At 39.7% G+C, this 14,737-nt stretch carries 16 protein-coding genes and 1 riboswitch; of the genes, 12 read left to right on the forward strand and 4 right to left on the reverse strand.

Features of this window, described 5'->3' with window-relative positions:
* Positions 1-51 precede the first annotated feature (51 nt).
* From FC64_RS00415 to FC64_RS00430, 4 genes are all read left to right on the forward strand, one after another.
* Entirely contained in the window at positions 52-795 is a 744-nt protein-coding gene (locus FC64_RS00415; protein WP_057906040.1) for an AzlC family ABC transporter permease, read from the forward strand.
* 21 nt (positions 796-816) lie between these two features.
* Positions 817-1,158, forward strand: coding sequence for an AzlD domain-containing protein (locus FC64_RS00420; RefSeq protein ID WP_081035581.1), 342 nt, complete (start codon positions 817-819; stop codon positions 1,156-1,158).
* 114 nt (positions 1,159-1,272) lie between these two features.
* Positions 1,273-2,082 (forward strand): alpha/beta hydrolase, encoded by an 810-nt coding sequence (locus FC64_RS00425; protein ID WP_057906041.1) that lies wholly within the window; start codon positions 1,273-1,275, stop codon positions 2,080-2,082.
* 20 nt (positions 2,083-2,102) lie between these two features.
* Positions 2,103-2,699 carry a hypothetical protein gene (locus tag FC64_RS00430; RefSeq protein WP_057906042.1) on the forward strand — a complete coding sequence of 199 codons (597 nt, stop codon included), beginning with the start codon at positions 2,103-2,105 and terminating at the stop codon, positions 2,697-2,699.
* 216 nt (positions 2,700-2,915) lie between these two features.
* Here FC64_RS00430 and FC64_RS00435 read toward each other — a convergent pair whose 3' ends face one another.
* Complete coding sequence (locus FC64_RS00435) at positions 2,916-3,590, reverse strand: phosphatase PAP2 family protein (RefSeq protein WP_057906043.1); 675 nt, start codon at positions 3,588-3,590, stop codon at positions 2,916-2,918.
* 135 nt (positions 3,591-3,725) lie between these two features.
* Between FC64_RS00435 and FC64_RS00440 the strand changes: the two genes are divergently transcribed.
* The 4 genes from FC64_RS00440 (at position 3,726) to FC64_RS00455 (ending at position 6,647) form a co-directional block, all read left to right on the forward strand.
* Positions 3,726-4,622, forward strand: coding sequence for an RluA family pseudouridine synthase (locus tag FC64_RS00440; RefSeq protein WP_057906044.1), 897 nt, complete (start codon positions 3,726-3,728; stop codon positions 4,620-4,622).
* 66 nt (positions 4,623-4,688) lie between these two features.
* Positions 4,689-5,336 carry a metal-dependent transcriptional regulator gene (locus FC64_RS00445; protein WP_057906045.1) on the forward strand — a complete coding sequence of 216 codons (648 nt, stop codon included), beginning with the start codon at positions 4,689-4,691 and terminating at the stop codon, positions 5,334-5,336.
* Positions 5,337-5,417: 81 nt separating this feature from the next.
* Complete coding sequence (locus FC64_RS00450) at positions 5,418-6,161, forward strand: threonine/serine exporter family protein (protein WP_057906046.1); 744 nt, start codon at positions 5,418-5,420, stop codon at positions 6,159-6,161.
* A gap of 9 nt (positions 6,162-6,170) precedes the next feature.
* Positions 6,171-6,647: a threonine/serine exporter family protein gene (locus FC64_RS00455; protein ID WP_057906047.1), complete on the forward strand. Its 477-nt coding sequence runs from the start codon at positions 6,171-6,173 to the stop codon at positions 6,645-6,647.
* 39 nt (positions 6,648-6,686) lie between these two features.
* Here FC64_RS00455 and FC64_RS00460 read toward each other — a convergent pair whose 3' ends face one another.
* From FC64_RS00460 to FC64_RS00470, 3 genes are all read right to left on the reverse strand, one after another.
* A complete protein-coding gene (locus tag FC64_RS00460; protein ID WP_081035582.1) occupies positions 6,687-7,856 on the reverse strand; it encodes an LCP family glycopolymer transferase in 1,170 nt (389 codons plus the stop codon).
* A 111-nt stretch (positions 7,857-7,967) separates the two neighbouring features.
* Positions 7,968-8,339, reverse strand: a complete 372-nt coding sequence (locus FC64_RS00465; RefSeq protein WP_057906056.1) for a DUF1634 domain-containing protein — start codon at positions 8,337-8,339, stop codon at positions 7,968-7,970.
* A gap of 7 nt (positions 8,340-8,346) precedes the next feature.
* Positions 8,347-9,189 (reverse strand): sulfite exporter TauE/SafE family protein, encoded by an 843-nt coding sequence (locus FC64_RS00470; RefSeq protein ID WP_420805053.1) that lies wholly within the window; start codon positions 9,187-9,189, stop codon positions 8,347-8,349.
* 137 nt (positions 9,190-9,326) lie between these two features.
* Here FC64_RS00470 and FC64_RS00475 point away from each other — a divergent pair, with 137 nt between their 5' ends.
* The 4 genes from FC64_RS00475 to serS all read left to right on the forward strand — a co-directional run bounded on the left by FC64_RS00475 (position 9,327) and on the right by serS (position 14,484).
* Positions 9,327-10,226: a LysR family transcriptional regulator gene (locus FC64_RS00475; protein WP_057906048.1), complete on the forward strand. Its 900-nt coding sequence runs from the start codon at positions 9,327-9,329 to the stop codon at positions 10,224-10,226.
* Positions 10,227-10,234: 8 nt separating this feature from the next.
* A complete protein-coding gene (locus FC64_RS00480; RefSeq protein WP_202987226.1) occupies positions 10,235-11,035 on the forward strand; it encodes a zinc-ribbon domain-containing protein in 801 nt (266 codons plus the stop codon).
* 49 nt (positions 11,036-11,084) lie between these two features.
* Positions 11,085-11,265: riboswitch (Lysine riboswitch) on the forward strand.
* A 152-nt stretch (positions 11,266-11,417) separates the two neighbouring features.
* Positions 11,418-12,899 (forward strand): amino acid permease, encoded by a 1,482-nt coding sequence (locus tag FC64_RS00485; protein ID WP_057906050.1) that lies wholly within the window; start codon positions 11,418-11,420, stop codon positions 12,897-12,899.
* Positions 12,900-13,200: 301 nt separating this feature from the next.
* A complete protein-coding gene (gene serS / locus FC64_RS00490) occupies positions 13,201-14,484 on the forward strand; it encodes a serine--tRNA ligase (RefSeq protein WP_057906051.1) in 1,284 nt (427 codons plus the stop codon).
* Positions 14,485-14,737: the final 253 nt, after the last annotated feature.

Raw genomic sequence — 14,737 nt, forward strand, 5'->3', positions numbered from 1 at the left:
AAATATGTTATACTTATAACATAGGTACTTTTTTATAAATGGAGGTATATTGTGACTAAAGAACAACCACGCTGGTTGGAAGTACTCAAAGTAGCACTTCCACTTTGTCTAAGTTACATTCCAATCGGTCTAGCATGTGGAGTATTATTACATGCAGCTGGATTTAACACGATATTGACCGGATTGGCATCAATGCTCATTTTTTCAGGTGGGGCGCAGTTTTTAATTGCGTCAATGTTAACTGCGAATGCCCCAATGCATACGATTTTAATCATGTTATTCTTTCTTGAATTGCGGTATGCATTATTAGGGTCAAGTTTGTCACAGTATGTTCGAGGAACAAGTAAGAAGTTTATTTACTTCTTTGCGATTTCATTGAACGATGAAAATTATGCGGTTAACTATTTAAAGTTTGCAACTGACAAAGAGTGGTCACCGAACGATGCAATGATGGTTGAACACTATTCACTTATATCATGGACGGTTGCGAATGTAGTCGGCAGTTTAGTTGGTGGAATGTTACCGAAAATCAACTTGGAAATCGTTGATTTTGCGTTGACATCGTTATTCTTGTATATGATTGTGATGCAGATTCGGAATAAACTCACGATTTTGATTAGTGCTTTTTCAGGTGTCTTAGCAGTCATTTTTATGTGCTTGCTGAAAGGTACGATGGGATTAGTTGTTGCAACTATCATTGCTTCGTTTACAGGATTTGCAATTGAAAATTATTTGCGCAAACATGGTCGTGAGAAAGGATTCTTGCTGAAGAACATTAAGCCAAATAAACAGTGATTTTAGGTAGGAGAGTTTGCTATGCATATGTCGAGTACAGATCATTTGATTTTGATCATCTTATCAATGTTGGTTGCATTAGGGCCACGACTATTGCCAATGAAATTTTTTACAACACGGAAAATTCCAGAATGGTTTAATGAATGGATGAAATATGTTCCAGTTTCCCTGTTTACGGCATTAGTCGTGAAGGATATATTCATTAATACATCGCACTATACGTTTATCGGATTTGGTCACTTGGCCAAATTGCTTGCAGCAGTTATTGTAATGGTTGTTGCATATAAGTCACGGTCAATGGGGCTTTCAGTTGTGTTAGGACTTGCAGCGGTTGCCTTATTGTCAATGGTAATTCCAGGATAGTTACATATTGAAGTTAAAGAGGTCACTGATGATTGGAGAGAAAGTCAAATTCAATTGCTCAGTGACTTTTGTTGTATAATTAAAGTAGATTTCAAATAGAAAGGTCCAATCACGATGCAATATTTAAAAGAAAAAGTTAAAACATCATTTGAAGATGCAGAGTTAACCGGATACGTTTTAGATAATTCATCCGAAATTGATGAAAAGCGAGTTCGCCCAGCAGTTATCATTTGTCCTGGCGGGGGCTATAAAATGGTTTCTGAACGTGAGGGAGAACCAATTGCAGTAAAACTTTTAGGAATGGGTGTTCAAGCATTTGTTTTGAATTATTCATGCACACCGGTTCATCATCCAGCCCAATTAGCTCAATTGGCAACAGCAGTAAAAATGGTTAGGGATAACGCAATGCAATGGCATGTTGATCCGAATAAAATTATTGTAATGGGAACTTCTGCTGGTGGTCACTTAGCAGGGATGCTTGCTACAATGTGGAATTCACAAACAATTAAAGAACTTGGATTCAATCCGGAAGATGTTAAACCCAATGGATTGATCATGGGTTACTCAGTTGTCACAGCTGATCAACAATTTGGTCACCAAGGTTCATTTGATCACTTGTTAGGTGAAGATGCAACACCAGAAGAACGTGAAAAGTTATCTCTTCAAAAGCATGTTTCAAAGGATACTCCAATGGCATTTATTTGGACAACAACTGAAGATACAACGGTTCCGATGGAAAACAGCTTAATGATGGTTGAAGCTTTGCGAAAGAACGGCGTTAACTTTGAGTTCCACGTTTTTCCACACGGTCAACATGGTCACAGTTTAGCAACTAAGGAAACGGCTAACAAGGATGTTCAAGTCGTTCCAACATTGCAAGTTTGGCCAGAATTATTGGAAACATGGCTTCACGAAAACTTTTAATTTAAAGTGGGGAAACTGAATTGCGAAGAAAAGTTCTGATTGGATTAGGAGTTATTCTTCTTGCGGTTGTTTTTATCGGATTCGGCTTTACGAAAAACGTTGAAGTCCAAAAAGAATATGAACAAGCAATGGAACGAGGAATGACCCAAACAAAAAAGTATGAGTATCAGGCTGCCAAGATCAGCTTTCAAAATGCAGCTAAGCGGAAGCAGGATGATCCGCAAGCCGAGCGGAATATTAAACAGCTTGACTTGTATATGAAAGCTAAAACTGCGTTGAATCAGCGAAACTATGATCAGGCTAAAAAAATTTTTGATCAGGCTGCCGATGCAGATCATGGATTAAATGTTTTGGTTCGGCGTTCCAGTGCATATGCGACTGAAATTGAAGAAGCGCAAAATCAACTTGCTTCATTTGAGAGGTTATATGATGAAGCGATTGAATGCAATGAAGAAGGAAACTACGCTAAATCAAATACGCTATTGACTTCGATTTTGAAATATCGCGGGATTAAAGAACGGTATTATGATTCGATCTATGCGAAAGCTAAACATTTAAAACATGAAAACGATCAGTTCCTTGCGCCAGCATGCCCATTAAAATCAGAACATAAATAAGAGACTGTGACATAAGTCACAGTCTCTTTGCCATGTTATTGGCATAATCGGGTTTCAAAACAAACGAGCTGAGTGGAAGGACGCAAACTTCCGAATCTATACGATGGCGTGACTCCATTCGCTTTTCTATTTCCGCCACGCTTGTTTTAGACGTTTTGTTACACCTTCTATAAATAAAATGGTTGTGAATCATCACAACCATTTTTGTTTACTTAATTATTGAAAGTGTCGGCCTTCAGAATTGGCGGCATCAATTTTTTTCTTGAAAAACTTAATCCAAATCATTACGGCGAATTCCCAAACAGCTCCGGCTAACAACAAACTGCCGAATGTATCAGTTGGATAGTGGACTCGTAAGTAGATCCGTGAAAGCATAATGAAAATTACCCAGATAACTGCTAGTATCCGAATTAAGGTCTGAGTTGTATGGTTTTTAATACGCGGAACGATCAATGTAAGTAAAAGAAGAACGAATAACGTTGTTCCAAAAACATGTCCGCTTGGAAAACTGTAGCCGTGTGCAGGAGCAAGCCGTTGTACAAGCGCTGGACGCGGACGGGCAGCGATGTGTTTAAAGACCCATGCTAAACCGTTTCCGATAATTAAGGTTCCCAATCCCCAAATTGCAGCGGCGTATTCGCGTTTAAAGAAGACAAATGCTAATACTAAGCACGCAAGGATCAGTGATACAACTGGGGAACCAAAATTAGTGAGAATACTTATAAAAATCGTTAAATGTTCATTAGTGAATGAAAAAACAATTGACTGAACAATATGATCGATTCCATGGACAATTGGACTGTTCAATTTGACCAATAAAAGGAGGATCAAAAAGATGATTGCATAGACCGTTGCTAGAATCGGTCGGTTTTTGTTTTCTTTCAAGTCCAAGAAGTTTCACCTCAATTAATAATAAAATTACATCTAATATCTTACCATTATCTCACTGGATTTTTGTTAATTAAAGTTGTTTTTTCATGATTTTTTGAATTATGATAAAAATAATCAAATCAAAGGACAGAGGAAATGCAATATTTTATTCACAAAACTGATTCAAAAAAAGAAAATGTTGGAAAAATTTTACGGCAAAGTGGAATTAGTGGAAGAACACTAAAGAAGATTCGTCAGGGTGCAGGGCGGATCCTCTATCAGAAAAAGATGATCACTGAACAGACGAAGATCGATGGCGAAGCAACCTTGATCTTGGATTTGAAGGCGGAACAACCGGATCCGAATGTTGCTCAAAGCACGCTGCCAATTGAAATCATTACAGAAGACCAGTATTTTTTAGCGCTTAATAAGGATGCTCAAACAACAAGTGTTCCAGGACCAGCAAATTCAACAACGACTTTGGCAAACCGGGCATTGGGCTATGCACAAACACAATCACAACCGTATGTTCCGCATATTTTGACCCGATTGGACTTTGATACCAGTGGGGTTGTTCTGTTTGCCAAAAGCAATTTTATTCAAAGTATGGTTCAGGACCAGATTACTAATCACACAATGAAGAAGGAATACCTTGCAGTGGTGAGCGGTCGTCTTCCTGATGATCATGGAATGATTGATCTTCCTTTAAAAAAAGAAAGTTATGAAAGTGCTCGCCGAATCGTTGCTCCAGACGGGAAGAACTCGCAAACTGAATATTGGGTCCAAGAACGCTTTGAAAATGCAACAATAATCAAAGTTCGGTTACATACCGGGCGCACTCATCAAATTCGTGCGCACTTTGCCCATCTTGGATATCCATTGATCGGAGATGAACTTTATGGCGGACCGACGCAATTAATTCATCGCCAAATGCTGCACGCTGCTCATTTAGAGTTAGTAAATCCGTTTACTGGTCAATCTGAAAGCTTTAATGCCCCATTGCCGGATGACTTTCAGGAAGTATTAGTTCATTTACGAAAAAAACAAGCTTAATTTGGGCTTTAAATTGAACTCGGTTTTGATATAATGAATGCGAATTAAAAAAATGAGGTGAAATCAATGACACCTAAAAAAGAAGACTATTTAAAAATTATCTTTGAACTAGGCGGTCGGAAAAAGAAAGTCTCAAACAAGCAGATTTCAATGAGTTTGAATGTTGCAGCCGGATCAGTAACAGAAATGGTACGCAAGTTGGTAAAAGAGGGATTAGTTCACCACGAACCTTATGGGGGCATTTCATTAACTGCGAATGGGGTGCAGATTGCCGAAGAGTTGATTCGGCGGCATCGCTTGTGGGAAACCTTTTTGGTTACAAAATTGAACTATTCATTACAGGATGTTCATGAAGATGCTGAGGTGCTTGAACACGCAACGAGCGGGAATTTAATGGATCATTTAGATGAATTTTTAGGCCATCCGCAGCGCTGCCCACATGGTGGCGTTATCCCAGATAAAAACGGCGACTATGAAGAAGATAGTCATGATGTTTTGATAGATGTTCCAGATGGTTCAACCGTTGAAGTTGATCGCTTTATTGATAATCATGATTTATTGGCGTACTTAGCAGGGGTTAAATTAGAATTAGGTGAACGAATTAAGGTTTTGGCCCACAAACCATTTGAAGGGCCAATTGAGATTGAAGTAGAGGAGACTGGCGAAAAAATGGGAATTGGTTATAAAGCAGCCCATTATATTTTTGTTAAATAAAAGTAAATTAAACTTTAAATGAGGCATGGCAATCGTCAGGGCCTCATCGTTTTACTATATGGAAAGTAACGGGGTGAAAAGATGAAAGATGCAAATTTAATTATCGATACGGTTTTATTGGCCGGTAAAATTATGATTGAAAACGGAGCTGATATGGCCCGGGTCGATGATACCTTGCAACGAATCGCACGGAATGCAGGAATCAAAAGTCCGCGAATTTTTGAAACAACAACGGGAATCATGATGTCGATTCAAGACAGTGAAAATTCGCAAGTTGAATCGATTAATAAGCGTCGAATTGATTTGGAACGAATTTCGCGGGTAAATGATGCCTCCCGAGCATTTCAGGCTCAAAAATTAACCTTGCAACAAATGTATGATCGTTTAGTAATTTTGGATGAATCAACTCCTGATTTTCGCCCGGTTTTAAAAATAATTGCCGCAGCCATAATTGGCGGGACTTTAGAGGTTGTCTATGGTGGTTGTTGGTCAGATATGTTTTTGACAATGGTGATTGCTGCTTTAGGTTACGCAAGTTATATGGTTTTAAATCGTTTTTTTAGAACGGAATTTGCCAGTGAATTCATCGCTGCAGTGGTGGTTGGAATTTGTGGAGTGAGTGCTGTTAAAGTTTATTGGGGAATGAATATGGGAATGATTATTACTGGCGGAATTATGCCGTTGGTCCCAGGAGTGTTGTTAACAAACGCGGTTCGCGATCTGCTTGCAGGACATATTTTGAGTGGTGCATCGCGGATGATTGAAGGCTTGATCACTGCGTGTGCCCTTGGAATGGGGATTGCATTGGTCTTACGGTTTAGTTAGGGGGATTGAATGAACATTTTACCAATTACGGGATATGGCCTGCTGGTCCATTTCCTTTTTAGCTATATTGCAACGATGGGATTCGGGATTTTGATCAACATTCCGCATAATGCGTTACTTGGATGCGGCGCAGTTGGCAGTTTAGGATGGATGACATATATTTTGATTTTTCACGCTCATTTAGGGACGATGCTTGCTAATTTAAGCGGTGCGTTAGTTGTCGGCCTGGGAGCAGCCATTATGGCGCGCGCTAAAAAGATGCCGATGATTTTATTCAACGTTCCGGGAATGGTGCCACTGGTTCCAGGAAGTCAGTCGTACAAAGCAATTTATAATTTTGCATTTGGAAGAAACAGCGTTGCCTTGCATTATCTTGTACAGATTGCGATGATTGCTGGGGCAATTGCAATGGGTTTTTTCCTGGCTGAAATGATTACCCGCATGTATTACCGAATCAAAGGATCAGTAAAGAATAAGGCAATTTAAGAACGTAAAAGAGGCTGTGATGTAAGTCACAGCCTCTTTCTAGTATTGCCCCTGATATTGAGGTGCTTGATATGTTTGGTATGTTTGGTATGTCTGTCCGGTTGAAGGATTTGAGTAATTGGAATTTTCGGTTCCGTTTCCTTCAAGCTGATTTGGCGATTCAAGGTCAGTCCCTTTTAAAGTATCGCCGGTTTTAGCACGCGGTAAATCAAGCGCCTTCCGCAAAACATCCGTAATTTCTTGTTTATTTTTCCGACTGACAACTTCAAAATCAGCTTCCCCAATTAACTGGGTCGTTCCTTGAAGGTGAGTTGATTTCATATGGTGAGTTGCTACCCGGTACTTCATGTTTAAGGAAATCATGTTGTTGAATGATAAGTCGGTTCGTAACTGTTTCGATAACGAATTCAAAAAGTCATCATTTAACAAGCTGTTTAACTGGACACCCTTAAATGCAAGAGCCATGATAACTTGACGTTGGCGGCTTTGCCGTCCGTAATCGCCCAATGGATCCTGGTCACGCATCCGACAGTATTGCAAGGCCTCGTTTCCATCCATGTGAGTCTTTTTGTCTTTTACAAAATTGTATCCGGCAAATGAAAACGACAGTAACGGCTTAATGTCAACGCCGCCAACAGCACTGATCAATCCTTCCAAGCCGCCCATGTTGATCGTAGCGTAAAAGTCAATTGGAACGTTAAGATACTTTTGGACGGTTTTGACCGCGGTTGCTGAACCGCCGTAAGCATATGCTGAGTTTAATTTACTTGGATAATATTGTTCATAACCGTTGATTGCAACCAGGGCGTCGCGCGGCAGACTAACAAGAGTCATGGTTTTATCTTTCGGATTTAAAACGCAGACCATCATTGTATCGGTCCGTCCTTTAAATGATCGTCCAAGGGCGCCGGTATCAGTTCCCATAAGCAAAATTGAAATCGGTTTGCCTTCTTTAAGTAACTGGTCAACGTCGCGTTGCTTCTTAACGCTATTTGGAGCATAGACAGAGTCCGCTGCTTTTCGAGCATTGAGATAGTGTTCGTGTAAAACGTGGCCGCCAGCGCCTAAGGAAATTACTAAAATTAATAGGAGCCAAAAGAAAATTGTTTTTTTATGTGATTTTTTTCGTGGCCGGGAAGCCATTGCTTCGCGACGGAGCTCATCAGTTTGATTTTCAAATTCTTCGTGCTGTGAACGATGTAAACTCATAAGGGTCCTCCCTCATAAAAAATAAGGTCGTCATTTAACGACCTTGAGAATTTGCAAAGTCAAATAATTAACTAAAATTAATTTGACTTCATTATATCATGAATATTGTTTTTAATGGTCAGTATGGCCAAGGAAGAAACTAATCAGTAAGATCACCAAAACGGCGGTAGTTACGATCGTGTACAATTTATCATGTTCCTTAAAGAACGTATAGATCGAAGTTGCAACCCGCAATGCAGGGGTCAAGATCAATAAGAAAATTCCGCCCATCATGATCGCATATGGTTTTAACTGAATAATTCCTTGGCAAATCGCTGTTAATGTTGTTGGAAATGTTCTGCCAGGATATCCGGTTGAGTGTTTAACAACCATTAAAATGTAGCCAATCAACATTACAACTGCGGCTGTCGCAACGCCGACCCGCATGATCTTGCCGATGATGATTTCCATGTGGTTCATTTCTTCTTGGGTTCTTTTATCCATTTTCATCTTAAATCGTCACTCCAAACGCTTTGAATGCCATTTGTAATCCTAAATATGCTAAAACTGGAACAAAGATGATTCGCAACCATCTTGAAGGCATGTGTTGCATGATTCGGCTTCCAAGAGCGGCGCCGACAATGATTCCAAGTGATAATGGAACTGCAATATCTGGCCGAATTGAGCCGTTAAAGAAGTAGATCGTTGCACTGGCAGCAGCCGTAACCCCCATCATTAAATTACTTGTTGCACTTGATGGTTTTAATGGCATCTTCATTACATTATCAAGGGCCATCACTTTAAAGGCTCCTGAACCGATTCCGAGCAGACCGGATGCAAGACCGGCCCCAAACATGATCGTCATTCCGCCAGGAACATTTTCAACTTCATAATCAACCTGTTCGTGTAAGTTCTTGTCATAGTATGAGTTATTCAGTTTTAGCTTTTCAGCCAGCTTGTCTGGCGTTGCCCGGTGAAGAACTTCTTTTCCAGAACGTAATTTACGAACCATGTTCCAGCTTGCAAATAAAAGCAAGCATCCAAATAAAAAGTAAAGAATCGCCGGATTAAAGACTCCGGTTAAAAGAGCCCCAACAATGGCGCCAATACTGGTAGCAAGCTCGAGGAACATTGCGACCCGTAAGTTTAACACGTCATCTTTTAAAAACGCAATGGTTGAACCTGAACTCGTTGCAATTACGGCAATGATACTTGCCCCGATTGCATACTTGATTGGAAGTCCCATTCCTAAAGTGATAATTGGTGTGATGATCATTCCACCACCAATTCCTAAAATTGCTCCCATGGTCCCGGCAAAAAGACCAATCAGCAACATTAAAAATGCCGTATGCATAATTAAATTCCTTCTCTCATTTGGTTTCCTTTTAAATCCTAACATTAAACCTTCATAAAGAAAAATATTTATTTGTTGTGATAGATATGCAAAAATTGTATATGATAATAGAGAGTAATTATTGAGGGAGCTAAATCATGAATTTAAAACAATTGGAGTATTTTATTGCGGTTGCTGAGGAAAAGCAGGTTACAGCTGCAGCCAAACGTCTTAACATTGCGCAACCGCCGTTGAGTTACCAACTAAAGCAGCTTGAAAAAGAGCTAGGGGTTCAGTTGCTTAAACGAACGGCCCATGGAGTTCAGTTGACTCCAGCTGGAAGTACGCTAGCCGAATATGCGAAACAAATCGTTGATTTAACTAAAATTACGGAGTATAAAGTTAAGAATATCGACCAAGGTTTTTTAGGAACGCTTCGGATCGGTGCAACGTCAACAAGCGGCGGCGTTTTGCCTAATGATCAGGCAGCAGAGTTAGTCAAAGCATCTCCAGGGGTTAAGTTTGAATTGAGCGAAGGAAATACCTATCAATTATTAGATCTTTTAAATAAGAACCTGATTGATGTTGCAGTTTTGCGAACCCCATTTAACCGTGAGGGCCTTCAAGTGCGGATGTTTCCGGCTGAGCCGATGATGGCGATTATTCCAGAACGGTTACTGACGGTTGATTTGACTAAACGGAAAAGCATTTCGATTGAAAAATTGAGTACTTTACCGCTAATCGTTTATCGCCGGTTTAAGATCATTATCAAAGATTCTTTTGAACACCGGGGGTTGCAGCCACCCTTTGTTCTCGAATGCGATGATGCTCGGACAGGAATTCGATGGGCTGAAAAGGGAATCGGGGTTGCTTTGGTTCCTGCAACTTGTGCTCAACGGTATGCTACTTCGCAAGTAAAGTTAATTCCTGTTCGGCATGAAGCATGGCGAACAAATTTAGCGCTGGTGTGGAAGACTGATCAACAACTTTCGCCGGTTTTGGCAAAATTTATAAATTGTTACAAAAATGATACCATTAAGAATAAAGAGAAAGGATGATCACAACGATGACGTATTATTGTGAAAAGTGCGGCCATAAGCTCGAAGAAAATGAACGCCAGTGTGCCTTTTGCGGTACAGTTCAAAAGCGGTTTTCAGATCAAGATTATGAAACAAAAAAATGTAAAAAATGTGGCAAAGATATTTATGTGAATGCAAATTTCTGCCCGTATTGTGGGACTGACCAGGCAATTTTGAATTTAAATAAGGATCTTAAGCACGACGAGATTGATCAAAAGACGACGCCGAATTCAAATTTAACTTCTGAGCAAAAGCTTGCCCAAGGATTAATGAATACTAACTTTGATGATCAAGATTCGCTGAATGATTTTATGAAACAGATGCAGGATGCCGGAATCAAAGTTCGGGTCATTAAACCAGAAGAAAAGAATGAAACTGGGAAACCGGGATTGATTACCTCAACAAAGCTTTTTTTCCGGGACATGTTTAAGGTTAACAAACGTTTAGGAATCAATGACTTCTGGTGGGGATTTTTAGGATTTTTCCTGATTTATATGGTTGTCGTAATGCTGATTTCTGAGCTCTTGCCAATCTTTAAAATTCCGGTGACGATGAAATTACTGATCAAGATCTCAACCGGAGGAGCAATTGTTTTTCGCTTAGGAATGCTGACCGCGATTATTCGACGATTGCATGATATTCAAATGCCAGCGTGGTTTGCCGTTCTATGGTTTATTCCGATTGCTCAATTGTTTATTTGGTTTATTTGCATGATGGGACCGCGCTTAGACAACAATCCATATACGTTCAATGTTGAAGATTGGAAAAAGCGGCAAAATAAATTTTAAAAAAGAGTAAATTCGACTTGATTTAATAAGAATTAAAAGCGATAATAATTACATCGAAGAGAGGTCGCACTGCTTATCAGTAGCCTTCATGAATTGCTAAAGCAATGGTGATTGAGGGTGAAAGGAATCGGTGCCGAAGTGATTGATTGCTTTAGAGGTCAACCGCTGGGGTCTAGCTTAAGAGGCTAGGAACTGTCGCAGTGAAAACATTGCGGAGCGCTATCGAAAGTCTATTATTTTATAATATTTTTTAATTTTAAATTTAAAAATTTTAGTCTTAGTAGAACTTCAACGCGCATGCCTCAAGCTGCGCGTTTTTATTTTGCTTTGTAGTGATTGAATCTGTGCTCTTTGACCGGATATATATTAGGAGGTTAAAGTTATGGCAGAGGAAAATCAAGTTAAGCGATCATTAAAGACTCGACACTTATCGATGATCGCATTAGGTGGAAGTATTGGAACTGGGTTATTTGTTGCAAGCGGATCGGCAATTTCCCAAGCAGGGCCTGGTGGGGCAATCGTTGCCTATATTGGAATCGGGATCATGGTATATTTTCTAATGACTTCATTAGGTGAAATGGCAACGTACCTTCCTGTTTCAGGGTCATTTGCAACGTACTCCCGGCGCTTTGTTGATCCAGCATTAGGATTTGCCATGGGCTGGAATTATTGGTTTAACTGGGCAATCACGGTTGCGGTCGATGTTTCAACGTGTGCACTGGTCTTGAAGTTCTGGTTCCCGCACGTTCCAGGATGGGTCTTTAGTTTATTTGCATTGTTATTGGTATTCTTAATCAATGCAATCTCGGTAAAATCATTTGGTGAAACGGAATATTGGTTATCGCTGATCAAGATCGTAACGGTTATCATTTTCCTTGCTGTTGGGGTTTTAACGATTTTCGGAATCCTTGGCGGTAAGGCAACATACTTGCATAATTTTACGTATAAGAAGGCTCCATTTGTTGGCGGGATTCCGGCAGTTTTGAGTGTTTTCGTTGTTGCTGGGTTCTCATTCCAAGGAACCGAATTAGTTGGAGTGACGGCCGGGGAGTCAGAAAATCCGGCAGAAAGTGTTCCTAAGGCAATTAAGCAAGTCTTTTGGCGGATCTTGTTGTTCTATATCTTAGCAATTTTTGTAATTGCAGCGATCATTCCATATACAAGCAAGTACTTGCTTGGTTCAAGTGCATCAGACGTTGCAATCAGCCCGTTTACATTAGTCTTTAAGCGTGCTGGTTTAGCAGCCGCTGCCAGTGTGATGAATGCGGTTATTTTGACATCCGTGTTATCATCTGCTAACTCCGGAATGTATGCATCAACGCGGATGCTATACTCAATGGCTCAAGATGGAGAGGCGCCGAAGATTTTCGGAAAGGTTAATAAGCGCGGAGTTCCAATGGCTGCGTTACTTGGAACGACTTTTGTTGGTTTACTAACATTCCTGACAAGTATTTTTGGAAATCAAATTTATCAATGGTTAGTTGCAGCTAGTGGTTTGACCGGTTTTATTGCATGGGTCGGAATTGCAATTTCACATTACCGGTTCCGGCGGGCATACGTTGCTCAGGGACGCGATATTAATGATTTGGTTTATAAAGCAAAGTGGTTCCCGATTGGACCGATTCTTGCATTAGTAATGTGTATTCTTGTGATTGTTGGCCAAGATTTACAGGCGGTTGCCCACTTTGATTGGAAGGCAATGCTTGTAACATATATGTCAGTTCCGTTGTTTTTGATTTTATTCTTCTACTATAAGATCAAGCATCATACCCATATGATTCCGCTTGAAGAGGTTGATTTAACAACACCAGAGATCAAGCAGGACTTTGATGAGGAAGATGATACCTTGGTTGAAGATCACTAGACTTGATTAATTATAGGTAAAAGGTTAAAATAAGTTTAAAATAATTAAAACGTCATGGATCGCCATAAGTAGGTATACAGAGAAGCGGTGGGTGATGCGAACCGTTACCGAAACTCCAGCTTTCTAAACGACGGGCAGGTAATGCTGCACGGGAGACCGTTATTAAGTTGAGTGTGTTATTTTGCATACATTTGTGTAAAATAGCAAAGTTGGGTGGTACCGCGAATAAGTCTTTCGTCCCATAGGTGGATGAAAGGCTTATTTTTTAATTATTTTAGAAAAATTATCGGAGGAAGTTAAAATGTTAGACATTCGTCAAATTCGGAAAAATCCTGATGAATACAAAAAACGTTTGGGAACTCGAGGAGTTGAACCTGAAAAAATTGATGCCTTATTGGAAAAGGATAAGGAACGGCGTGATTTATTAGTCGAAGCTGAAAACTTAAAGAAACAACGGAATGATGTTTCAGCCGAAATTGCAAAGGCTAAACGGAATAAAGAAGACACAACGACTCAAATCGAAAAGATGCGGGAAGTTGGAACTCGAATCAAAGCCTTGGATGAAGATTTAAATCGGGTCGAAACTGAAGAACAAGACATTGCATCACGATTGCCAAACTTGCCAAATCCAACGGTTCCAGTAGGCTTGACTGAAGCTGAAAGTGTTGAATTGTATAAGGTTGGTAAACCAACTGAATTTGATTTTGAACCAAAGAATCATTGGGATGTCGGTGAAAATCTTGGAATTTTAGATTTTGAACGGGCCGCAAAGGTCTCTGGTGCACGGTTTGTTTACTATTTAGGCGCAGGGGCAAAGTTGGAACGGGCCGTTTACAATTTTATGCTTGATGAACATGCTAAGGAAGGTTTTACTGAAGTCCTTCCACCATACATTGTGAATGCTTCTTCAATGTATGGAACAAGTCAATTCCCGAAATTTAAGGAAGATGTTTATCAAGTGAATGGGGAAGATATGACGTTAATTCCAACGGCCGAAGTGCCATTGACGAACTACTACCGGGATGAAGTTATTCCAACTGAAAAGCTTCCAGTATACTTAACAGCATTGACTCCTTGCTTCCGTTCAGAAGCCGGAAGTGCCGGCCGGGATACCCGGGGATTAATTCGGATGCACCAATTCAATAAGGTTGAAATGGTTAAGTTTACGAAGCCAGAAGATTCATATGATGAATTGGAGAAGATGACAAAGTGTGCAACAAATATTTTGGATAAATTAGAATTACCATATCACGTAGTTACTTTGTCATCAGGTGATATGAGCTTTAGTGCAGCGATGACTCATGATATTGAAGTTTGGATGCCTGCTCAAAACAAGTATCGTGAAATTTCAAGCTGTTCAAACTGTGAAGATTTCCAAGCGCGGCGGTCACACATTCAGTATCGTGATGAAAATGGTAAATTACAATTTGTTCATACATTGAATGGTTCTGGATTAGCTGTTGGCCGGACGGTTGCTGCAATTCTTGAAAACTATCAAAACGAAGATGGTAGTGTAACGATCCCAGAAGTTTTGCGTCCATACATGCATGGAATGGAAAAGATCACTTTAGAAGATAACAAGTAATTAATATTTTGTTTAAGAGGTTGAGATATTAGCTCAGCCTCTTTTCATTTAAGAAAAAATTATCAAAATTAAAAAAAGTGATTGACGAAAGGAAAGGAAGCTAGTAATATAGTAAATGTTCGCAAGAGATGGATGTTTTAATAATTTATTTTAATCAAGATGGTTGACATCGATTTATTAAATTGATATTATAAAACAGTTGTCTTTTGACAAAAGTTGTAGATCTTTGAAAACTGAACAATGTTTCGACACA

The sequence above is a fragment of the Ligilactobacillus araffinosus DSM 20653 genome (assembly GCF_001435375.1).
GTDB lineage: Bacteria > Bacillota > Bacilli > Lactobacillales > Lactobacillaceae > Ligilactobacillus > Ligilactobacillus araffinosus.

What these genes read in the sequence shown, in the direction of transcription:
- FC64_RS00420 (WP_081035581.1), top strand. Translation starts at nt 817, where the DNA reads ATGCATATGTCGAGTACAGATCATTTGATTTTGATCATCTTATCAATG.
- FC64_RS00425 (WP_057906041.1), top strand. Translation starts at nt 1,273, where the DNA reads ATGCAATATTTAAAAGAAAAAGTTAAAACATCATTTGAAGATGCAGAG.
- FC64_RS00440 (WP_057906044.1), top strand. Translation starts at nt 3,726, where the DNA reads ATGCAATATTTTATTCACAAAACTGATTCAAAAAAAGAAAATGTTGGA.
- FC64_RS00445 (WP_057906045.1), top strand. Translation starts at nt 4,689, where the DNA reads ATGACACCTAAAAAAGAAGACTATTTAAAAATTATCTTTGAACTAGGC.
- FC64_RS00450 (WP_057906046.1), top strand. Translation starts at nt 5,418, where the DNA reads ATGAAAGATGCAAATTTAATTATCGATACGGTTTTATTGGCCGGTAAA.
- FC64_RS00455 (WP_057906047.1), top strand. Translation starts at nt 6,171, where the DNA reads ATGAACATTTTACCAATTACGGGATATGGCCTGCTGGTCCATTTCCTT.
- FC64_RS00460 (WP_081035582.1), bottom strand. Translation starts at nt 7,856, where the DNA reads ATGAGTTTACATCGTTCACAGCACGAAGAATTTGAAAATCAAACTGAT.
- FC64_RS00465 (WP_057906056.1), bottom strand. Translation starts at nt 8,339, where the DNA reads ATGGATAAAAGAACCCAAGAAGAAATGAACCACATGGAAATCATCATC.
- FC64_RS00470 (WP_420805053.1), bottom strand. Translation starts at nt 9,189, where the DNA reads ATGCATACGGCATTTTTAATGTTGCTGATTGGTCTTTTTGCCGGGACC.
- FC64_RS00475 (WP_057906048.1), top strand. Translation starts at nt 9,327, where the DNA reads ATGAATTTAAAACAATTGGAGTATTTTATTGCGGTTGCTGAGGAAAAG.
- FC64_RS00480 (WP_202987226.1), top strand. Translation starts at nt 10,235, where the DNA reads ATGACGTATTATTGTGAAAAGTGCGGCCATAAGCTCGAAGAAAATGAA.
- FC64_RS00485 (WP_057906050.1), top strand. Translation starts at nt 11,418, where the DNA reads ATGGCAGAGGAAAATCAAGTTAAGCGATCATTAAAGACTCGACACTTA.
- serS (WP_057906051.1), top strand. Translation starts at nt 13,201, where the DNA reads ATGTTAGACATTCGTCAAATTCGGAAAAATCCTGATGAATACAAAAAA.